Raw genomic sequence first — 20,539 nt, forward strand, 5'->3', positions numbered from 1 at the left:
GCAAATAAATAGAGGTGCCTTTAACTTATGAACAGAGGGTACACAAGCGAATCAATCACTGCACTCTAACCGTTACCGAATACTACTGGTGGGTGTAATTACCTGGTTACTTGGTTATGAAATAACTGGCGAAAGTGATCCCCCCGGGCTTCAAAATTGGGGTACTGGTCAAAACTGGCGCAGGCAGGGGAGAGCAAAATCACTTTGGCACCCGTTTCTTGCGCTAATTGTTGCGCCGCCGGTATGGCTTCAGCTAAATTTTCTACCCTCAAAAAAGGGGTATAGTTAACACTCATTAATCGTTGGGCAAAACTCTCTGCCGCCGCCCCGAATAATACTACCCCAACCGCTCGCTTTTGAATGGTCTGCAACCAGTGCCAATCGTCGCCAATTTTCGCTTGCCCCCCTGCCAGTAAAATAGTCGGCTCAGTCATACTGGCTAAACCTACTTGAGCGGCATCATAATTGGTGGCTTTGCTGTCATTAATATAAGTGATTCCCTGATGCATCCCCAGTACTTCTAAACGGTGGGGCACCCCAGGAAATTGACGCATCGCCTGGGTGATGATTTCGGGAGGAATTTTCAAGACATGAGCAACGGCAATGGCTAGGAGTAAATTTTGGCGATTATGATTCCCCGGCATCGGGAAATTTTCTAAGCTAAAAATAGCCCTATCTTCAACCATCACTTGCCCATCTTGCACATAAATACCAGGTTTTTCAGAGGGGGGTAACGCATCATATCCTTGGGTGCTTGTCCAAATTATATCCGCCCACCGTTGAGCAAAATTTGCCCGTAGATAGGGGTCATCCCCATTCAGAATTTTGATCTGGGATTGAGATAATAAATGGGCTTTAATTCGACAATAATTTTCCAGGGTATAATGACGATCCAAATGGTCGGGTGTAAACGTTGTCCATACCCCAATGTGTGGGGCAATTTGCGGAGATGATTCAATCTGAAAACTGCTGATTTCCGCCACAATCCAGTCCACCTCTTGCCCCACCAAATCACAGGCAGGTGTGCCGATATTGCCACAGGCCGGTGCCCGATAACCCGCCTCCTGCAAAATGGCGGCAACGAGGCTGGTCGTTGTGGTTTTACCATTGGTGCCGGTGATCCCCACCCACGGATAAGTACAAAGACTGCGCCAGGCTAGTCCCATTTCTCCGACCACATCAATCCCCTGTGCCCGCAGTTGTTGCAAAATCGGCACATCCCAAGGCACCCCCGGACTGACCACCACCAACTCCGGCGGGGGTTCCGGCGGGGCAAAGGGTTGTCCAAGATGGATGGTCATCCCCAGGGCTTCCAAATTGGCTTTTTGCTGGGTTAATGACAGAGAAATGGAACTATCTTGTACTGCAACCTGCCACCCCTGCCGGTGGAGCAAATGAGCCGCCGCCAACCCCGATTTCCCTAACCCCAAAACCAATGCCTGACCCATCAGCTTTTCACAATTTGCGAGAAATCCGCCAGCACTAGGGCACTGTTGCGAATTAAGCCCAGTAAATTCAGGCGATTTTGGCGAATGGCAGGGTTTTCATCCATGACTAAAACGCTTTCGGAACCATCAAAAAATCGTTCTAAAATTGGCGCAATTTCCTGGAGTTTTTCAATTAAACCGTCATAGTCGCCCGTGCATTTAGTGGCTTGAGTTTGGGTGAGTAATTGATTCACCGCTTGATAGAGTTCCCGCTCAATGGGTGCCTGTAACCATTGGGGTTCAATGAGCTTTTCGGCACTTAATTCTGAGGTGGATAGGGTGCCTTGATAGGCCAAACGAGTAGCACGATTCACCGTGGCATAGATGGTTTGCAAAATCCCATTCGCTCGTAAATTCATTAACTTTTCAGCCCGGTCAAATAAATCTTGGACATTGGTCAAAATTCGTTCCGTAACTTCTGGATTTTCTGAACCCAAGAGTGCATTAATTAAATCATAGTCTAGCCCTTTTTCCTGCAAAATTGTATGTAACCTTTGGGTGACTAAGCTATACCAATGACGTTGCAGTTCTACATCATTGAATTGGGGAAAATCCTCCCTTAAAATAGCTACCATTTCTTGAAATAACTGTTGTAAATTCAGGGGATAGGTGGGATAAATCGCCGCCGTGATCATTAGGATATTGCGTACCGCCCGCCGGAGGGCAAAGGGGTCTGAGGAACCCGTAGGAATTAACCCCACCGCCAAAATTCCCACCACCGTATCCAACCGATCCACAAGCGCAACCCATTGTCCGTTCAAGGTCGTTGGTACATCCTGATAATGCTCACGAATCCCTTGTGCCACCACCGGTGATTCTCCGGTTTTTAGGGCATAATCCCCCCCCATGATGCCCTGCAATTCGCTGAATTCCCCCACCATTTGCGTGACCAAATCGGCTTTGCACAAATGGGCTGTGCGGAGAATCTGTTGAATTTCCTCGCTTGGATAATCGGTAACCGCTAAAATTTTGGTCAACAGTTTTTCAATGCGGTGGACTTTCGCCAGCACCGAACCCAATTGTTCCTGAAAGGTCACATTTGCTAATTGGGGGACATAGGCAGCTAAGGGTTGGCGTAAATCTGTTTCATAGAAAAATTGGGCATCCGCCAAACGAGCCTTGAGTACCCGTTCATTCCCCCGCCGAATCGTCGCTTCATACTGGGCATGACCATTACTAATGGTGACAAAATTGGGTAACAATTCCCCTTGGGCATTTAATACGGGAAAATACCGCTGGTGTTGGGTCATCACGGTGGTAATGACGGGGGCAGGCAGATGCAAATAGAGCGGGTCAAAGGTTCCCAAAATCCCACTTGGCCATTCCACCAATTGGGTGACTTCTGTTAATAAATTGGTGGGACTTGCCGCCTGACTGTGGGGGGGCACGACCCGCTGGAGTTCCTGCTGAATTTTGGCTTGCCGGATGGGCACATCGGGTTCCACCCCCGCCTGCCGCAGACAATCTAAGTACATCCCTGCTTGGGGAATGGTGACTGGCTCAGGATGCAACACCCGATGGCCGTAGCTGATTCGGTCGCCATGCAACTGTTCGGAACCGTTCGTCAAGGTCACGGGCACCACCTGTTCCCCCCAAAGTGCTAGCAACCAACGGATGGGGCGGCTAAATTTCACGGGGCCATCCCCCCAACGCATGAACCGACGACCCGTCAACCCCTGCCACCATTGGGGAATCAGTTCCGCCAAGACCTGGGGGGCAGGACGACCACCAATGGTTTGGACGAGGTACACAAATTCACCCTTGGGGGTCTCGCGCCGTTCCACCTGGCTAAGTTCCGCCTGACGGGAACGCAAAAATCCCAACAGCGCTGGGGTCGGTTCGCCGTCTCGATAGGCCGCTTGCACGGCAGGGCCTTTCACTTCGACCCGTTGTTCGGGCTGATGGTCGGGTACGCCGGTCAACTGTACCGCCAACCGCCGGGGGGTGCCGTAGTAAGCAATCCCTTGGGGCACCAAATCCACCGCCGCCAAGGTGCTGGGGATGGTTTCCTGCCACTGCGCTAAGGCTCCGGTAATAAAATCGGCGGGCAGTTCTTCCGTGCCCAATTCCCAAATAAAATCCGTCATGGTGTGCCCTGAACCCGCCTCCTAGTGTACCCCAGGATGGGTTCCTAATCCCCCAACAGCCGCTCTATCCAAGTGACGACCCCGGAGAGTTTCCGCACCGCTTTTTGCTTGATCTGCTGAAAGCGTTGGTGCCGTTGCCACGCCTGCCAATCCCGTTCGTAGGCTTCCCCCTGCCGCTGGAGGGTTTGCCACAGGTGCCACAGAACCAATAACCCGAGGGGAGTCCCCACGAATAGGGGTACATAATAGGGCCAAGCCAGCCCCCGGCTCGTCCAAATCACCACCCGTCCATCCCAAACCCAATCCAAAAGCAGAAACGGGATGGTCACCAAAACCGTAATGACGCTGGAACGAACCCAATGTGCCCGCCAGACCTGCCACCGCCACTGGTGAAATGCCTGCCGCTGGTGCTGTAAATCCTGTGCCTGGCGCCATGCCTGCTCCGCCTCGGCCAGATCCGTTGGCGAAATCCCCAACTCCTGAGCAATTTCCTGCAACTGCGCCTGGGTCAAGGTATCGGTTGATTCCCCCTGTTGCATCTGCCGGGCAATCGCCCATTGTAAAATCCCTTGGACTTCCTCAGGACGATAGGTGGGTTGCATGGAAGGGTTAAGGAACGGGTTTGACCTCTACTGTGGTGGCCGGGGTGTTCAGCATCTGCCGCTGTTTCGCCCGAAACGCCTCCGCCGCCCGGGAAATTCCCCCTTGGCTATCTTCCAGAAACTCGGAAGCACTGCGGGTGTTGGCCTTAAACGCGGCATTGTTGATAAATTCCAGCATATTAATCGCCGCCGAGGTGGGTTCCGCCGCTGGTCCCTGGTATTCATCCTGCCGCCGGGGGGTGAGTAAATTACTGGCCTGCGCCAGCACTGGAGTAGCCATCGCCAAGGTCAACCCCAAGGTTAACGCAATTTTTAATAACATCCCCATACCTCCCACCAAAAAATCAAATTACAAAGTTTATACGGAGTCGCTGTAGCTACGGTTGCATAATTTTATTTTATAACATGGGTTGCCTCAAAAAACCAAACCCCCAGGATCACTCCCAGGGGTTTAGCATCGGTTTGGGAGTAAATCCCTAGTCCAAATTGGGCATGGACAACACCGGCTCAGCCTTGCGGTCAATGCCTTTTTCAAAGCCCGCCACCGCCGCCCGGGCCCGCCCCGCATGCCACAGGTGCCCGATCAACAGGAAGAAGCCCAGGATGAAGTGGGAAGCGGCCAACCACGCCCGGGGAGACACATAGTTCACCGAGTTGATTTCCGTCGCCACCCCGCCTACCGAGTTGATCGAACCCAAGGGCGCATGGGTCATGTACTCCGCCGCCCGGCGTTCTTGCCAGGGTTGGATGTCATTTTTCAACTTGTTCAAATCCAAGCCATTTGGCCCCCGCAACGGCTCCAACCAGGGCCCCCGGAAATCCCAGAAGCGCATGGTTTCCCCACCGAAGATGATTTCCCCGGAAGGCGAACGCATTAGGTATTTCCCCAGACCCGTCGGCCCTTGGGCAGAACCGATGTTGGCCCCCAGCTTTTGGTCCCGGATCAGGAAGGTCATCGCCTGCGCCTGGGAGGCTTCCGGCCCGGTCGGCCCGTAAAATTCGCTGGGATACACCGTGTTGTTGTACCACACCGTAAAGGAAGCGATAAAGCCCATCAGGGACAACGCCCCCAAACTGTAGGACAAATAGGCTTCCCCAGACCAAATCAGGGCGCGCCGTGCCCAGCCAAACGGGGTGGTGAGAATGTGCCAAATGCCCCCGAAGATGCAGATAAACCCGACCCAGATATGGCCGCCAATCACATCCTCCATGTTGTCCACCCCGGCGATGGAACCGGCACCGCCAAAGGGCGAATTCAGCACATAACCAAAGATCACCCTGGGGTCAATGGTGGGGTTGGTAATCACCCGCACATCGCCGCCCCCCGGGGCCCAAGTGTCGTACACCCCACCCAGGAACATGGCCTTCACCACCAACAGGAGCGCCCCCAACCCCAACAGGATCAGGTGAATCCCCAAGATGGTGGTCATTTTGTTCTTATCCCGCCAGTCGTAGCCGAAAAACGGGAAGGACTGCTCCAGGGTATCCGGGCCAATCAGGGCGTGGAACAAACCGCCAAAGCCCAACACCGCCGACGAAATCAGGTGCAGTACCCCGGTCACAAAATAGGGGTTAATATCCACCACCTCCCCGCCCGGGCCAACCCCGTACCCCAGGGTCGCCAAGTGGGGCAGGAGAATCAACCCCTGTTCATACATGGGCTGGTTGGGGTTAAAATGCGCCACCTCGAACAGGGTCATCGCCCCCGTCCAAAACACGATCAGCCCCGCATGGGCCACGTGCGCCCCCAACAGCTTACCGGACAACTCAATCAGGCGGGCATTGCCAGACCACCAAGCATAACCGGTGGAATCCTGATCCCGACCGCCAACCACTAAACCAGGGTTATAGAGCGTTTCCACGGGGCAAAACCTCCTCGGGGAAGACAAAGTTTTCGTGGGGTTGATCCATCGTCGCCATCCAAGCCCGGATGCCTTCGTTCAGCAGAATGTTCTTGGTATAGAAGGTTTCAAACTCCGGGTCCTCCGCCGCCCGCAGTTCCTGGGACACAAAGTCATAGGCCCGCAGGTTCAACGCCAGACCCACCACACCGATGGAGGACATCCACAGCCCCGTCACCGGCACAAACAACATAAAGAAGTGCAACCAGCGCTTGTTGCTAAAAGCAATCCCAAAAATCTGGGACCAGAACCGGTTGGCGGTCACCATCGAGTAGGTTTCCTCGGATTGGGTCGGCTCAAACGCCCGGAAGGTGTTGGCCGCATCCCCATCCTGGTACAGGGTGTTTTCCACGGTCGCCCCGTGAATGGCGCACAGCAATGCCCCACCCAGGATGCCCGCCACGCCCATCATGTGGAAGGGGTTGAGCGTCCAGTTGTGGAACCCTTGGAAAAACAGAATAAAGCGGAAAATCGCCGCCACCCCAAAACTCGGGGCGAAAAACCAACTAGACTGCCCCAAGGGGTACAGCAAAAATACCGACACGAACACCGCAATCGGGCCGGTGAACGCAATCGCATTGTACGGGCGCACCCCCACCAGCCGGGCAATCTCCAACTGGCGCAGGCAGAAGCCAATCAAGCCAAACGCCCCGTGCAGAGCCACAAACGTCCACAGACCGCCAATTTGGCACCAGCGCGTGAAATCCCAGTTGGCTTCCGGTCCCCACAAAAACAGCAGGGAATGGCCAAAGGCATCCGCCGGGGTGGACACCGCCACCGTCAAAAAGTTCGCCCCTTCCAGGTAGGAAGAAGCCAGACCGTGGGTGTACCAAGAAGTGACAAAGGTCGTGCCGGTCAGCCAACCCCCCAAGGCCAAATAGGCGCAGGGGAACAGCAACAGCCCCGACCAGCCCACGAACACGAAACGATCCCGTTTCAGCCAGTCATCGAGGGCATCAAATATGCCCCGCTCCTGGGTGCGTCCAATTGCAATGGTCATCGTTGTTCTCCAAACAGAGATTAAAAATGTAGGACAAAACCGTTCCGAAAAGCATCCCACAGTTACAACTGTACCTCTGCAACAGAGTCAGCGCACCTATAAGGAAAATTCACGTTTCTTTACGGTTTGTCTTAATTATAGGGGTAACCACCGGGAATGTGGGGTTTACCGCCCCAAAATCCTTAACATTTCCCCAGCCTCCGGCCCTAACACGCCATGAAAAAGGAGGCATCCCCGCAGGGACACCCCCCTTAAGCGCATTCAGCGTTTACAGTTCCTCTTTCACGAAGCCAGCGTAGGCTTCCATGGCGTGTTCCCCAATATCCAACCCCTTGAGTTCTTCTTCCGGGGGCACGCGCAGACCAAACACCGCTTTGAGGACCAGCCAGACGACGGCACTGGCCACCACCACCCAGCCGCCGACGATGATCACCCCCAGGAATTGCGCCCAGAGTTGCCCAATCCCCCCACCGAGGAACAGACCCGCCTCCGGACCCGCACTGTAAATCCCGCCACTATCTTTCGGTCCATCGGCAAACAGACCCACCGCCAGGGTGCCCCAAATCCCACAGACCAGGTGGACGGAGACCGCCCCCACCGGGTCGTCAATTTTGATCTTGTCAAAGAAGGACACCGAAAACACCACGATAACCCCAGCAATCAGACCAATGATAATGGCAGAAACCTGGCTGACAAACGCACAACCCGCCGTGATCCCCACCAGCCCCGCCAGAATCCCATTGATAATCATGGATAAATCTGGCTTGCCAAACAAACTCCAAGCGGTCACCGTAGCGGCAATCGCCCCCGCCGAAGCGGCCAAGTTGGTGGTCAGGGCAATATGCCCAATCGCCCCCGGGTCCGCGGCCATGGTGGAACCAGGGTTAAACCCAAACCACCCCAACCACAGGATCAAACACCCCAGGGTGGCAAACCCCAAATTGTGCCCCGGAATCGCATTGATGCCGCTCTCGGTGTACTTACCAATCCGGGGCCCCAGGAACGCCGCCCCCATCAGCGCCGCCCAGCCCCCCACGGAATGCACCACCGTCGAACCGGCAAAATCCCAAAATCCCAAACCGGCGAGGAATCCACCGCCCCAGACCCAGTGACCGCCAATCGAGTACACAAAACCCACCAACAGGAAACTGAAAAACAAAAAGTCAATAAACTTAATCCGCTCCGCCACCGCCCCAGAGACAATCGTCGCCGCCGTCCCCGCAAACGCCACCTGGAACAAAAACTTCACCGACAGGGGCACCCCCGTCCAATTCAGGGACTCGAATACCCCTTTGTAGGCATCCTCGGTCGCTGGACTGTTATCCGCCCCCGCCAGGAAGAACCCTTCCATCCCCATGAAGGAATTGCCATTCCCAAACATGAGCGCGAAGCCAAAAATCCAAAACGAAATGGTACTAATGGCAAACACAATCAGGTTTTTCGACAGGATATTCACCGCATTTTTTTGCCGACAAAACCCCGCCTCCACCATCGCAAACCCGGCATTCATAAAAATCACCAGGAAGGCGGCAACCAGCACCCAGACCGTATCCACCGCCACCTTCACCCCAGCGGCTTGCTCCGTCACCGTCGTAATACTTTCCTTGATGACCGTGACATCAATTTCGGGGCTGGGCATCGGCGTTGGGCTAGGGGTCGGGGTTTGTGCCGCCGCCATCGTGCCCCAAGCAACCATCCCCAAAATCATCAACGGCACGTACAAATACCCCAACAGTGCCAGCCAAGCGTGGGGAATCTTAAATTCAGTAAAACGCAACTTCCGTGGGCTGAGACGGAAGCGACGACGGGGTTTCATACGCACAATAGGCATGGGTGACACTCCTCCAAAAAAAACAATTCCGGTTTTTCCAGCGATGCCAATTTCGCCAAATCTTGAGCGAAGTATCCCAAGAATTGACCAAATGCCACACCGGAACACCGGCTTGCGTCATCACGTCATCTCTCTATTAGGGGATAGAACCCCAAGCGCAATTTGTATCATAGGTAACTATTTTCCCAATCTGCACAAAAAACCTAGTCCCTCTGCTTCACCGCCCGTTCCATCTCCCGTTTTTCTTGGCGTTCCTTGAGGGTTTGGCGTTTATCGTGGAGCTTTTTCCCCCGCCCTAGTCCCAGCAAGACCTTTACCCAGTCCCCCTTGAAGTACATTTTCAGGGGCACCAGGGACAGACCTTTTTGCTCCACTTTCCCGATGAGTTTCCGTAATTCCGCCCGATGCATGAGCAATTTGCGGGTACGCCGGGGGTCGTGATTAAAATAATTGCTGGCGGTTTCGTGGGGGGAGATATGCACATTCAGCAAGTACAGTTCCCCATTTTTGAACCGGGCAAACCCATCCCGTAAATTGACTTTCCCCGCCCGCACCGATTTCACTTCTGTCCCCTTCAGTTCAATGCCACACTCGAAGGTTTCCAGAATCTCATACAGATGGCGGGCTTCCCGATTTTCGCTGACGGATTTCACAAGGTTACTAACATCATAATATGGGAACTTTTATTATAGCATGGGCAAATTTTAACGATTGATGGGAGATTGAAACTAGGGACGACCTGTAGCAATTCGATTCGATTAATAAACAATTAAAATTAAGAAACAAAAATTTTCCAGAACCAAATACGGGGGCGGTGCCCTGCGACGAACAGTGAGGAGTAAGGAATGAGAAGCGAGAAGTGAGATTCCCTAGAACCAAGGCGGGGGGTGCCCCTGCGACCTATTTTTAGAAGTGCCCTCAATTCAGTTGGGATTTCGATAGACCAATCATGAGCAATTTTCTTTGAAAAAAACGTGATTCACGGGATATTTAATTAATATTAAATCACAGCATGGCTAGGGACTGGGATTACTCGCTAGATTACTAAAAATTGATCATTCTGAAATATCCAAATCATGGAGAGACGAAGCTGAAACCCATATTCTAAATTAAAATAATAAAAGCATTCCCTAGAACATTTGGGTTTCTTCAGTGTTCACCATTTCGGATTTGATACTGCGAAAATCAATGGTTTCTGTGTGTTTTTTGAACTCCGCTTCCGTCATGATCGTAATCGAGTACTGGGCTTCCACATCCCCAAAACTGATAATATCCCCGTGTTTGAGTTCGCCGGTGGACCATTCCTTACCGTTCACCCGGGTGCCATTAGCACTGCGATTGCCCTTGCTGTCCCCATCCATCAACCGGTAGCGATAGCCCTTGGTTTCCGGGTTGGGCAAACGGAGCAAAATCGCATGACGGCGGGAAACGGTTTTAGAATTCAGTACAATGGCATTACTAGGGTCTCGCCCCAAGGAGTAGGTGGCGGCTTCGAGGGCAATGGCACGGGAACCCTCATCATCCTGGATGACCAACAGGTGCCGTTCTTGGGGTGTATCGCTCATAGGAATACCTGTGGCGGAGTGGGAATGGGTAAAAAAATCCTACATTATTATTGATGATACGGCACCGGGGGACAGTTGGATTAGGGTGCCAATTTTTGTTTTAGCAATTCGTTGGTGCGCTGGGGGTCGGCACGTCCGCCGGTCTTTTGCATCACTTTGCCCACAAAAAAGCCAAACAATTTGGTTTTTCCGCCCCGGTACTGGCTGAGTTCCTGGGGGTGGTCAGCAAAAACTTCGTCAATCCATTGCCCGATCAATTCCGGGTCGGAGACTTGGGTTAAGCCCCTGGACTCGACCAAGGCTTGGGGAGAACCGCCGTTGGTTAATAATTCGGGGAGCAATTCCTTGGCAATTTTGCCGCTGATGGTGCCCGCTTGGATCAAGCCAATCAATTCAGCCAAGTCACTGGGACGGCAGGCTAAGCTACGGATGTCCTGTTTTTGGGTTTTTAACCAGGCGGTGATGTCCCCTGTAATCCAGTTGCTCGCCAGTTTAGGGTCGGCACCGCAGGCAACCGTTGCTTCAAAATACTCAGCCATTGCCCGTTCATCGGTCAGCACCCGGCTATCGTAGGGGGATAAGCCCAATACCTCCTGGTAACGGTGGCGTTTACTGTGGGGTAATTCCGGTAGTTGTGACCGCCAATGCTCAATTTGATCCGGCGTGAGTTGGATTGGGGGTAAATCCGGCTCCGGGAAATAGCGGTAATCGCTCGCCCCTTCCTTCGTCCGCATACTCACCGTGCGCTGGCTGGCTTCGTCCCACAGGCGGGTTTCCTGCACCAACCGTTCCCCATTTTCCAGGGCGGTAATGTGTCGTTTGGCTTCGTAGTCAATCGCCCGCTGGATGGCATTAAATGAATTCATATTTTTAATTTCTACCTTCGTCCCAAAGCGGGTTTCCCCCACCGGACGCACGGAGATATTGACATCACAACGTAGGGAACCTTCCTGCATATTGCCATCACAGACCCCCAGGTAGCGGACAATCCGGCGCAGTTCCTGGGCGTATTCGGCGGCTTCCGCACCGGAGCGCAAATCGGGACCGCTGACAATTTCACAGAGGGGCACCCCTGCCCGGTTGAAATCCACGAGGGAATAGTCCGACCCGGACAGCCGTTCCGCCCCGGCGTGTACCAATTTCCCCGCATCCTCCTCCATGTGCAGGCGTTGGATGGTGACCCGCTTGCGATAAAATTTGCCCTGTTCATCCGCCAATTCAATTTCCACCCAACCATCGGTGGCAATGGGCAAATCGTATTGGGAAATTTGGTAATTTTTGGGTAAATCAGGGTAAAAATACTGTTTCCGGTCAAATTTACTATAGGGGGCAATGGTGCAATTCAACGCCAAACCCGTTTGTACCGCAAACGCTAAAACCTGCTCATTTAACACCGGCAAAACCCCTGGATGCCCCAGACAGATGGGACACACTTGGGTATTGGGGGGGGCACCAAAGGCGGTACTACAGCCGCAGAAAATTTTGGTAGCGGTGCCCAATTGGCAGTGAATTTCCAAGCCAATGATGGTTTCGTAGCGGGTGGTGATGCTGGCGGTCATCGGAGTTGCAGGTGCAGACCCCTACTATTTTATAATTCCGGGGGCAAAGCGGACAGGGTGATCGCCTGGGGGCTGTGGCGTTGGGGGGAGGCGGTTTTGGGAACGTTTCTGGGGTTAGTGGTGGCGGGCAGTGCAGGTTTATTAGTATTTGCGGGGGTAATTATGATGTGTCCCATTCCCGAAACCGTTTTATTGACGGATAAACTTTTTTCCCGCTGGTCGGGGCGGCGTTGAAAATTTCTAACCCATACGCTAAAATCACTTCAATCTGATGGCTCCAGGGACTTTTCTCTGGTTTTTTTTACGCCATCTTTTTTAGGAGTTCCTATGGCAACCTGGCAAGAGTTCGTGGCTTCCGGCATTTTTTTGGGTGTCATTATCCTGTTGATGACGGAATGGGTACATCTGGTGATTGCCGCCTTTACGGGAGCGATGTTCTTGGTTTTTTTGAATGTTTTAACCCTAGGAGAAGCGATTAGTTATATTGGCAAAAGTTATGGCACGTTGGCTTTGTTTTTTGGGGTGATGGTGTTGGTACGCTCGTTTGAACCCACGAAAGTTTTTGATTATTTAGCGGCACAAATTGTCCTGCTGGGTAAGGGAAAAGGGCGTAATTTACTGCTGGGAGTGGTGGGGATTACAACTCCCATTTGTGCGGTATTACCCAATGCGACGACGGTGATGTTATTAGCACCTTTATTGCCGCCCCTAGCGCAGGATATTGGGGTGGATTTTGTACCTTTATTGATTCTGATGGTATTTATCGCCAATTCTGCGGGTTTATTAACCCTTGTGGGTGATCCGGCGACCTACATTGTGGGGGATGCGATTAACCTCAGTTTTACGGATTATCTCCTGCGTTTGAGTCTGGGGGGTGCGGTGGCAATTGGGACGGTGGTGGTGATGTTACCTTTTTTATTCCCCACCATTTGGCGTAAACAATTGGATAGTTTGGATGCATTACCCCATCCCAAAATCAACCATCCCCGCATTTTATTGGTGGGCATTCTAATTGTAATTTTTGTGTTGACGATGTTTGTGGTGGGAGAGTCCTTACCCCAGAGAATTTCCCCGGCGGCGGTGGCACTGATGGGGGCGGCGTTGGCCTTATTCCTCAGCCATCATAGTGGTATTGATAACATAAATAACATTCTCCGGGATGTGGATTGGGGGACGTTGATTTTTTTTATGAGTATTTTCGTGTTGATTGGTGGCTTGGAAAAGACCGGGGTAATTTCGGGTTTGTCCGGGATATTGAGCGTTATTTTAGGCAAAAATATTTTGCTTGGTTGCATCGTTTTGATCTTTTTTGTGGGATTGATTTCCAGTGTGGTGCCCAACATTCCTTTGGTAGTAGCAATGGTGCCTTTGATCAAGCAATATGTGGTGAATGTGGGTTTGGTTTCGGCTGATGTATTGCAACCCGGTTTTGAAGGACAATTGCCCGATGCGGTTTTGCCTTTATTTTATGCGATGATGTACGGGGCGACCCTGGGGGGAAATGGCACTTTGGTGGGGGCTTCATCTAATATTGTGGCGGCGGGGATTGCTGAACAACATGGGGGCAGAATTTCTTTTCGTACTTTTTTACGCTACGGTTTTCCCGTCATGATGGCGCAGTTGATAGTAATTACAGTGTATGTGGTGGTGCGGTTTTTCCTGTTTTATGAATTAGACAGCAACCAGGGTGCTAAAATCCGTTGCATGGCTTGTTTTTGTTCCGCATCGTAGCCCCACCGGTCGAGAAACTCGCTATAGTGCCCCGGTTCCCCCCCGGCATTGCGAAATAATTCCTGGGCTTTGGTGGCAATTTGGGGCAAATTTAACCGCTGAATTAACCTCTGGGTGCGCCGTTGTACCCGGTCAGAACCCTGCGCCAGAACTTCATCCTGATTGCGCCGGTGGGTGATGCCCATAGCCGTGGACATGACCAGATTTTTTACCAATAATTCACTGACAATTTCCGGGGAACTTCCCAACGCCTGGATCAGGAATTCATCCGGTTGGTCTGCTATATCATTTTCTAGGGTTAAATAGGTCACAAAAAAGCCCCGTGCCCCATTTTCACTCTGCACCAATGCCTGTACCCCCTGGGCAAATTGTTGGGCGTTAATTTCTTGGTTCAGGCGGGCGGAAATTAAATTTTGGGTTTGCTCAATCGCCTGTTCAAAAGTGAGGGACTCAGGCAGGGTCACCGGAATTTGCACCATGATTATACTCCCCAAAAGGAACGCCATAAAGCCCAGGGTAATTTCACCAATTTACCGGGCAAAGACACATATGCCCGCCGGTTAAATACATCATAGTCATTCTGTTCAATTTGATCCAAAATCTGCCGGTAATTCATCAGCGCTGTCCACACCGGCCACCGGGCATCCGCAGACAGTTGATTGACCCCCGGTTCCGCTTCGGTGAAATAGGCTCTCGCCCGTTGAATTTGAAACCGCATCAACCGCCGCCACGCCGAATTGATCACCCCATTTTGCAACTCCTTCACCGTGTAACTATAGGCGGTCAAATCCGCAATGGGTAAATAAATCCGCCCCCGTTGCAAATCTTCGCCCACGTCCCGCAGAATGTTGGTCAGTTGGTTGGCAATCCCCAGGGCCACCGCCGCCCGCCGTACCGCCACCGAATCTTGCCGTGCCCCCATAATCGCCAGGGACATTAGCCCCACCGTGCCCGCCACCCGGTAGCAGTAGGTTTCCAGTTCCGCAAAGGTTTCGTAACGGCATTGGCACAAATCCATCCTCTGCCCGGCAATCATGTCCCGAAAGGGCTGGATTTCCAAGGGGAAGTTCCGGGTAGCCGCATACAGAGCCAGGTCATAAATATCCTGGGGATGCCCCGCAAAGGTTTTTTCCAATTGGGTTTCCCAGTCCTGCAAGGTTCCTAATGATGTACTGTCGCATTGGGGCCCATCCACCAGTTCATCCGTGCGCCGACACCAGGCATAGACCGCCCAGACCGCCCGCCGTTTCGCCGGAGCCATCAGCAGGGTACCCAGGTAAAAGGTTTTCGCATATTCCGCTGTCACCCGCTCGCATTCCGCATAGGCTTGCGCCACCGCCTCGGGCTGAAGTTCCACGGGAAGGGAAAACGTCACCGCCATGATTTAACGTACTGCCACGGGAACCTGCGCCATTTGGGAACCATAGGCCGCCACCGCCTGCGCCGCTAGTTTACCAGAAAGCACCGCCCCTTCCATACTCCCCAGGTAGCGTTGCATGGTGTAACTGCCCGCCAAAAAGAAATTGCGAATCGGGGTCACCTGGCTGGGACGGTACTGCTGGCGACCGGGAATGGCTTGGTACACCGAACGGGGGGTTTTGACAATCTTGTATTTGCGTAACCGAGCCGGATTCTCCCCGGTTAAATGTTGGGGAAATAATTTTTGTAACTCCTGCATGGTCACCTCTAAAATTTCCGCCTCGGAACGGTCAATCCAATCCTTTGCCGGGGCTAAAACCAATTCCAACATGGAGCGGTTCGGGTCGCTGTATTCCTTACAGGTGTTGCTCATATCCGCATACACACTCAACACCGGCGACCGGGAAAAAAGTAAATGATCCACATCGCTGAGTTTGCGGTCAAACCACAGGTGAATGTTGATCACCGGCACCCCTTCCAGCCCTTCGAGTTTTTGGAAAAACGGTAGGGATTTCCACGCTGGCGGTAAGAGAACCTTGAGGGGATCAACGGAGAGGGCAGATACATAGGCATCCGCTTTGACCATGTAATCCGGTTGCCCATCCAACCCCCGGATCACCATCCCCGCCACCGTTTGATCCGGGTTTAATACATATTCTTTTAGGGGGGATAATAGATGCACTTCTCCCCCCCGCTCGGTGATGTAATCCACGATGGGCTGACACAAACGCTCGGTGGGCGAACCATCCAAAAAGGCAATTTTTGACCCATACCGTTCCTGCAAAAAACGATTGAGAGCCGTCAAAGGAATCGTCGCCGACACCTGATCCGGGTCAAGAAACGTTAATGCCTTGGAAGCCGCCACAAAAATATCACTATTTACCCGCTCATCAATCCCCTGTTTTTGCAACCACTCCAGCAGGGTATATTTATCCATAGCTTCCACATACTTTTGCCCCCGCAACATCGCCGGGGTCAACCCGATGGCAAACCGCAATTTCTGCTCCCAGGTGAGCATATCGTTGTTGCGTAAAATGGCGGCGATGATGTTAAACGGGGTGGGAATATCCGGCACATCAAATCGGGACAAAACCCCCGGCTTTTCCGGTTGATTAAAAATTAACGTATGCTGTTTCCACTGCAAGCGGTCGCTGATCCCCAGTTCCGCCATCAACTGCAACATATTGGGATAGGCACCAAAAAAAGCGTGTAGCCCGGTTTCATACCAATCCCCCTCCTCGTCCCGCCAGGCCGCCACTAGCCCCCCCAACACCTCCCGGCTCTCATAAATTAAAGGCTGATGCCCCGCATCCACCAAATACTTGCCACAGGCCAAACCTGCCAAACCCCCGCCCGCAATCGCTACCCGCATACTCCGTCCCTAAGCCTTTACTGCCCCCTAGTATAAACAAAGAACTCAACGTGTAACAATTCCGTAATGTTACGTCCTGGGGAACCCCTAGGCACTTTGGGGGTGGGATGGTGCCGACACAGACCGGAGTAGCCTCGGTTTCGCAGTGAGGATGGATGGCTCAAAAATCTCAGCGATTACGGCATCGAACCAAGGCACCGCCTCCGGCATACAAACGCTACAGTATTCCCGATTGCTCTGGACAATCCTGAGAATCGTTGACCCAATGGGCAAATTGGACTGCACACAGGCTTGGATCAAATGGTGCAACTCGGCTTCCAACGCCCCCCGGTTGCGCCACCGCACGGCATCAATAATCGGTGAAGAATACCGAGCGCATTGATCAGACGTAATGTTCATCCCCTTTGACCCTCCGAATCCCTCTGAAAGTTCCTTAAGGATTTTTTTATGATCCCTGCACTTTTGATCCTGGCAAACTTCCTAAGGAACCTGAAGAAAATCTCAGAGTTTGCCAACATTTTTTAATTTTTTCTTAATCTAACTTTAACGTAGCAATCCCATCTAATTTATGTGAATAACAAAAAAATTATGCATATGCAGAACTAGGGCGGGGCAGTTTCCTAGGCCCTTTGACTTTTTAAGCATAAAATTTCTACTCATAATCCAGGTGCGATCACCCTATCAGCCCCAACAAGGTCAATCCCCCTGGTGCCATGCGGGTCAGGTTTAATCCCGACTAAATAAGTCGGATATGATTTGACGGGTCTGCGGGGCTTTGTTACGATGGGCACAATCTCTCAGTTTCCCCAGGAAGGAAGGCGATGGTGGCTACCCCGACTCAGACCGCAACGTTCTCCCATTTGCAGTGCAAGGAATGTGGGGCGCAGTACCCCTTGCGGGCGATGCACGTCTGTGAGTTGTGCTTTGGACCGTTGGAGGTGAAGTACGATTTGGGGGCGATTCGCAGGCAAGTGACCCGGGAGAGCATTGAGCGGGGCCCCCATTCCATCTGGCGGTATCGGGCGTTTTTACCCGTAGAAAGCGAGCAACCCATTGATTTGGGCACGGGCATGACTCCCCTCATTCGGGCGGAACGGCTGGGTCGCCGGTTGGGGCTACGCAATCTCTGGATCAAAAATGATGCGGTGAATATGCCCACCCTGAGCTTCAAAGACCGGGTGGTGTCGGTGGCGTTGACCCGGGCGAAGGAGTTGGGCTTTACGACGGTGGGGTGTGCCAGCACGGGGAATTTAGCCAATTCCACGGCGGCGATTGCAGCCCATGCGGGGTTGGAATGTTGCGTGTTTATCCCGGCGGATTTGGAGGCGGGGAAAATCCTGGGGACGTTGATCTATCGCCCGACGGTGATGGCGGTGAAAGGGAACTATGACCAGGTGAACCGCCTGTGTTCCGAGGTCGCCAACAGCCAGGGCTGGGGGTTTGTGAATATCAACCTGCGTCCCTACTATTCCGAGGGTTCCAAGACCCTGGGGTTTGAGGTGGCGGAGCAGTTGGGCTGGCAATTGCCGGATTGCATCGTGGCACCTTTGGCGAGCGGTTCCCTGTTTACAAAAATTTACAAAGGGTTTCAGGAGTTGGTGCAGGTGGGGTTGGTGGCGGACAAGCCGGTGCAGTGTCACGGTGCCCAAGCCCAGGGGTGTGCGCCCATTGCCCAGGCGTTTGCGGCAGGGCGGGATTTTATTGCCCCGGTGAAGCCCCATACCATTGCCAAGTCCATTGCCATTGGCAACCCCGCCGATGGGGTCTATGCCCTGGATTTAGCCCGCCAAACCGGGGGGCAAATTGCCGCCGTGAGTGACCCGGAAATTATCGCTGGCATTCAGCTTTTGGCGGAAACGGAAGGGATTTTCACGGAAACGGCGGGGGGAACCACCGTAGCGGTATTACAAAAACTCGCCGAGGCGGGTCACATTGACCCGGATGCCCTGACGGTGGTGTATATCACGGGCAATGGTTTGAAAACCCAGGAGGCGGTGCAGGGGGCGATTGGGGAACCCTTGACGATTGAGCCCCAGTTGAGCAGTTTTGCCCGGGCGTGGGAGCGTTCCCAGACCCTAGAGCGGTTGGAGTGGCAGGAAGTGCTGGTGTAGGGTCAAACCTTCAGCCCACTACGGGCGGGGTCGATCTCGATCATAAATTGCAGGCATTGCGCCGGGGTCATGGTTTCCGGGGCAAAATGAATTTCCCCAGAATATTTCAGGTAAAGGCGGCGCATTTTTTCCGGGCTGTCCTCGTCAATTTGCACCAATTTCATGGACCATTGGATAAATTCCCGCTGGAGGACGGGGTCAAAGGCGACCAATTCGGCACTGTGGTGGCGGGGGTCTTGTAGGATGCGGTGGTAGGTATGGCTAATGGCTTGACGACTGCCCTCTAAAATTTGCAAAAAAATGCCATTGCCAAAGCAGAGCAACCCGGTTAACCCCACATGGCTGTTGTTGACCTCGGACTTTGCCATGATGTCCCGCAAATCGCTGTAGCCCAACCCCGGCACCGCCCGACTAATATAAATCATCCGATACAAGCCCATAACCCACTCCGATGACAACCCCTCTTTAGGATAAGCAATTTGGGGGCGTTCAGCGCAGGGCTTGGCGCAACCATTGGGTCAGGGTAAGGATGCCCACCGTGACCAACCCCAGGATCACCGACCCCAAGCCCAGGCGGAACCACGCCCCAGGCACCAACCACGCCAACAGGATAAAATTCATCACCCACAGCCCCGCCAACCAGGGAATTTGCAACCAGGTGCGCCCCCAAAACCACACCCACCCCCCCAGGAGCAAACCAAACAGGATACTGATCCCCACCGGTGCGCCCAGTTTGACCACCGCCGCCATCACCCACAACCCCATCACCGCCGCAATCAAAAAAATTTGTCCCAGAACCACTTCCAGGGCAGGGCGAGCTTGGGGCACGGGCAGGGGACGGACCACCGGCACAATCGGGGCCGGCTGGAGGGGTGCCGAAGGGGGGCGCAGGGGTTTGGAATTGGGGGGCAATTGCACCCGCCGGGGGAGTTGTTGCAACTGCTCCAGCACCTCCGCCGCACTGGTAAACCGCTCCTGTACCACCAAGCGCACCATCCGATCCAAAATCTGGGTGAGGTGGGGACTCAGGTGCACCTTGTCCCGCCATTGCCACGTCCCCATGTAGGCATCGTACAAATCCTCCGGCGGCAACCCGGTCAACAGCCGCAAACAGGTCACCCCCAGTCCGTACAAATCCGTGGAGGGGTACACTTCCCCGCCGTGATATTGCTCCGGGGCGGCATAGCCCGTCGTCCCCACCGTTGTCCATTTAGATGTGGCAAACAAATCCCGCACCGCCCCAAAATCCAACAGATAAATTTTGCCCTGGCGATGGCGCATGATATTCGCCGGTTTAATATCCCGATGGATGATATTGCGCCCGTGGACAAATTGCAAAATCGGCAGGAGGGCTTTGAGTAACTCGATAATTTTGGTTTCATCGAAGGGACCCAAGCGTTGCAATTCATGTTCCAAATCCTCCCCGTCAATATATTCCTGCACCAAGTAAAAATGCTCTTGGGTTTCGTGGGGATAGCTGATTTTGGGCACCGTTAAGGGGAAATAGGCATACAAATCCGGGATAGCAGGGTGGTCATTCCCCACTTTTGTAACACCGTCGCTTCCCGGGCAAACAACCGCCGTGCCATCGCTATTTCTTCCGCATTCATCCCATCCGGGCGAAAGTGTTTGACCACGCAATGTTCCATGTTGGGCAGGTAGCGGTCAATGGCGAGAAACGTCGCCCCAAACCCCCCCCGTCCCAAGGGTTTAACCGGTACATAAGCCCCCGCCAAAATCAAGGGCATCTGGCAGGCACGGCAGTGGATTTGCTCAATACTGCGGAGTTGCTCCTCATCAATGTCCACCCGATTCAGCGGGGCAGGACAACCAGGGCGGGTACAATATAAATCCATGCCAGAGGAGCCAAACGC

Annotated in this window: 19 protein-coding genes and 1 pseudogene; 3 read left to right on the forward strand and 17 right to left on the reverse strand. The window is 53.2% G+C overall.

The genetic code is table 11. The annotated features are described in order from the left end of the window. Positions 1-98: 98 nt before the first annotated feature. From murD to gatB, 10 genes are all read right to left on the reverse strand, one after another. Positions 99-1,448, reverse strand: a complete 1,350-nt coding sequence (gene murD / locus MLD66_RS03870; RefSeq protein WP_247215611.1) for a UDP-N-acetylmuramoyl-L-alanine--D-glutamate ligase — start codon at positions 1,446-1,448, stop codon at positions 99-101. Next, a complete protein-coding gene (gene glyS, locus MLD66_RS03875; protein WP_247215612.1) occupies positions 1,448-3,574 on the reverse strand; it encodes a glycine--tRNA ligase subunit beta in 2,127 nt (708 codons plus the stop codon). Before glyS ends, murD begins: the two co-directional genes overlap by 1 nt. Before the next feature lie 44 nt (positions 3,575-3,618). Further along, the gene (locus MLD66_RS03880; protein WP_247215613.1) at positions 3,619-4,176 is read right to left on the reverse strand and encodes a hypothetical protein; all 558 of its coding nucleotides are present in this window, start codon (positions 4,174-4,176) and stop codon (positions 3,619-3,621) included. Between the two features lie 7 nt (positions 4,177-4,183). Beyond that, entirely contained in the window at positions 4,184-4,498 is a 315-nt protein-coding gene (locus MLD66_RS03885) for a hypothetical protein (protein WP_247215614.1), read from the reverse strand. Positions 4,499-4,652: 154 nt separating this feature from the next. Beyond that, positions 4,653-6,038 carry a photosystem II reaction center protein CP43 gene (psbC, locus tag MLD66_RS03890; protein WP_247215615.1) on the reverse strand — a complete coding sequence of 462 codons (1,386 nt, stop codon included), beginning with the start codon at positions 6,036-6,038 and terminating at the stop codon, positions 4,653-4,655. Further along, complete coding sequence (gene psbD / locus MLD66_RS03895) at positions 6,022-7,077, reverse strand: photosystem II D2 protein (photosystem q(a) protein) (RefSeq protein ID WP_247215616.1); 1,056 nt, start codon at positions 7,075-7,077, stop codon at positions 6,022-6,024. The genes psbC and psbD overlap by 17 nt, the downstream gene beginning before the upstream one ends. Positions 7,078-7,345: 268 nt before the next feature. After that, positions 7,346-8,908: an ammonium transporter gene (locus tag MLD66_RS03900; RefSeq protein ID WP_339396902.1), complete on the reverse strand. Its 1,563-nt coding sequence runs from the start codon at positions 8,906-8,908 to the stop codon at positions 7,346-7,348. Positions 8,909-9,111: 203 nt separating this feature from the next. Further along, positions 9,112-9,561 (reverse strand): SsrA-binding protein SmpB, encoded by a 450-nt coding sequence (gene smpB / locus MLD66_RS03905; protein WP_247215617.1) that lies wholly within the window; start codon positions 9,559-9,561, stop codon positions 9,112-9,114. Between the two features lie 477 nt (positions 9,562-10,038). Beyond that, positions 10,039-10,473, reverse strand: coding sequence for an FHA domain-containing protein (locus MLD66_RS03910; protein ID WP_247215618.1), 435 nt, complete (start codon positions 10,471-10,473; stop codon positions 10,039-10,041). Positions 10,474-10,553: 80 nt separating this feature from the next. Beyond that, the gene (gene gatB / locus MLD66_RS03915; RefSeq protein ID WP_247215619.1) at positions 10,554-12,032 is read right to left on the reverse strand and encodes an Asp-tRNA(Asn)/Glu-tRNA(Gln) amidotransferase subunit GatB; all 1,479 of its coding nucleotides are present in this window, start codon (positions 12,030-12,032) and stop codon (positions 10,554-10,556) included. Between the two features lie 57 nt (positions 12,033-12,089). Between gatB and MLD66_RS03920 the strand changes: the two genes are divergently transcribed. Together MLD66_RS03920 and MLD66_RS03925 are read left to right on the forward strand one after the other, a co-directional pair. Continuing rightward, positions 12,090-12,266: a hypothetical protein gene (locus MLD66_RS03920; protein ID WP_247215620.1), complete on the forward strand. Its 177-nt coding sequence runs from the start codon at positions 12,090-12,092 to the stop codon at positions 12,264-12,266. A 93-nt stretch (positions 12,267-12,359) separates the two neighbouring features. Then, positions 12,360-13,676 (forward strand): annotated as a pseudogene (locus MLD66_RS03925) (SLC13 family permease); the annotation flags it as partial. Between the two features lie 20 nt (positions 13,677-13,696). Here MLD66_RS03925 and MLD66_RS03930 read toward each other — a convergent pair. The 4 genes from MLD66_RS03930 to MLD66_RS03945 form a co-directional block, all read right to left on the reverse strand. After that, positions 13,697-14,242, reverse strand: a complete 546-nt coding sequence (locus MLD66_RS03930) for a hypothetical protein (RefSeq protein ID WP_247215621.1) — start codon at positions 14,240-14,242, stop codon at positions 13,697-13,699. 2 nt (positions 14,243-14,244) lie between these two features. Next, positions 14,245-15,144 (reverse strand): phytoene synthase, encoded by a 900-nt coding sequence (locus MLD66_RS03935; protein WP_247215622.1) that lies wholly within the window; start codon positions 15,142-15,144, stop codon positions 14,245-14,247. A gap of 3 nt (positions 15,145-15,147) precedes the next feature. Further along, the gene (pds, locus tag MLD66_RS03940; protein ID WP_247215623.1) at positions 15,148-16,554 is read right to left on the reverse strand and encodes a 15-cis-phytoene desaturase; all 1,407 of its coding nucleotides are present in this window, start codon (positions 16,552-16,554) and stop codon (positions 15,148-15,150) included. A gap of 87 nt (positions 16,555-16,641) precedes the next feature. Beyond that, on the reverse strand, positions 16,642-16,953 hold the full coding sequence (locus tag MLD66_RS03945; protein ID WP_247215624.1) for a hypothetical protein: 312 nt from the start codon (positions 16,951-16,953) through the stop codon (positions 16,642-16,644). Between the two features lie 422 nt (positions 16,954-17,375). Here MLD66_RS03945 and thrC point away from each other — a divergent pair, with 422 nt between their 5' ends. After that, entirely contained in the window at positions 17,376-18,665 is a 1,290-nt protein-coding gene (thrC, locus tag MLD66_RS03950) for a threonine synthase (RefSeq protein WP_247215625.1), read from the forward strand. A 2-nt stretch (positions 18,666-18,667) separates the two neighbouring features. Here the strand turns inward: thrC and MLD66_RS03955 are convergent, their stop codons facing one another. Genes MLD66_RS03955 through MLD66_RS03965 form a run of 3 tightly spaced genes read right to left on the reverse strand, consistent with a single transcriptional unit; the run spans position 18,668 to position 20,521 of the window. Next, on the reverse strand, positions 18,668-19,105 hold the full coding sequence (locus tag MLD66_RS03955) for a BLUF domain-containing protein (RefSeq protein ID WP_247215626.1): 438 nt from the start codon (positions 19,103-19,105) through the stop codon (positions 18,668-18,670). 49 nt (positions 19,106-19,154) lie between these two features. After that, positions 19,155-20,210, reverse strand: a complete 1,056-nt coding sequence (locus MLD66_RS03960) for a serine/threonine-protein kinase (RefSeq protein WP_247215627.1) — start codon at positions 20,208-20,210, stop codon at positions 19,155-19,157. After that, entirely contained in the window at positions 20,159-20,521 is a 363-nt protein-coding gene (locus tag MLD66_RS03965) for a 4-Cys prefix domain-containing protein (protein WP_247215629.1), read from the reverse strand. The genes MLD66_RS03960 and MLD66_RS03965 overlap by 52 nt, the downstream gene beginning before the upstream one ends. Between the last annotated feature and the right edge of the window lie 18 nt (positions 20,522-20,539).

Origin of the sequence: Synechococcus sp. C9 (assembly GCF_022984075.1) — a bacterium.
GTDB lineage: Bacteria > Cyanobacteriota > Cyanobacteriia > Gloeomargaritales > Gloeomargaritaceae > Gloeomargarita.

Excerpts from the sequence above, each read along its gene's own strand:
- gatB (WP_247215619.1), bottom strand. The coding sequence starts at position 12,032 with ATGACCGCCAGCATCACCACCCGCTACGAAACCATCATTGGCTTGGAA.
- MLD66_RS03965 (WP_247215629.1), bottom strand. The coding sequence starts at position 20,521 with ATGGATTTATATTGTACCCGCCCTGGTTGTCCTGCCCCGCTGAATCGG.
- MLD66_RS03955 (WP_247215626.1), bottom strand. The coding sequence starts at position 19,105 with ATGGGCTTGTATCGGATGATTTATATTAGTCGGGCGGTGCCGGGGTTG.
- MLD66_RS03910 (WP_247215618.1), bottom strand. The coding sequence starts at position 10,473 with ATGAGCGATACACCCCAAGAACGGCACCTGTTGGTCATCCAGGATGAT.
- MLD66_RS03885 (WP_247215614.1), bottom strand. The coding sequence starts at position 4,498 with ATGTTATTAAAAATTGCGTTAACCTTGGGGTTGACCTTGGCGATGGCT.
- MLD66_RS03930 (WP_247215621.1), bottom strand. The coding sequence starts at position 14,242 with ATGGTGCAAATTCCGGTGACCCTGCCTGAGTCCCTCACTTTTGAACAG.
- MLD66_RS03880 (WP_247215613.1), bottom strand. The coding sequence starts at position 4,176 with ATGCAACCCACCTATCGTCCTGAGGAAGTCCAAGGGATTTTACAATGG.
- MLD66_RS03945 (WP_247215624.1), bottom strand. The coding sequence starts at position 16,953 with ATGAACATTACGTCTGATCAATGCGCTCGGTATTCTTCACCGATTATT.
- murD (WP_247215611.1), bottom strand. The coding sequence starts at position 1,448 with ATGGGTCAGGCATTGGTTTTGGGGTTAGGGAAATCGGGGTTGGCGGCG.
- MLD66_RS03900 (WP_339396902.1), bottom strand. The coding sequence starts at position 8,908 with ATGCCTATTGTGCGTATGAAACCCCGTCGTCGCTTCCGTCTCAGCCCA.
- glyS (WP_247215612.1), bottom strand. The coding sequence starts at position 3,574 with ATGACGGATTTTATTTGGGAATTGGGCACGGAAGAACTGCCCGCCGAT.
- pds (WP_247215623.1), bottom strand. The coding sequence starts at position 16,554 with ATGCGGGTAGCGATTGCGGGCGGGGGTTTGGCAGGTTTGGCCTGTGGC.
- psbD (WP_247215616.1), bottom strand. The coding sequence starts at position 7,077 with ATGACCATTGCAATTGGACGCACCCAGGAGCGGGGCATATTTGATGCC.
- thrC (WP_247215625.1), top strand. The coding sequence starts at position 17,376 with ATGGTGGCTACCCCGACTCAGACCGCAACGTTCTCCCATTTGCAGTGC.
- MLD66_RS03935 (WP_247215622.1), bottom strand. The coding sequence starts at position 15,144 with ATGGCGGTGACGTTTTCCCTTCCCGTGGAACTTCAGCCCGAGGCGGTG.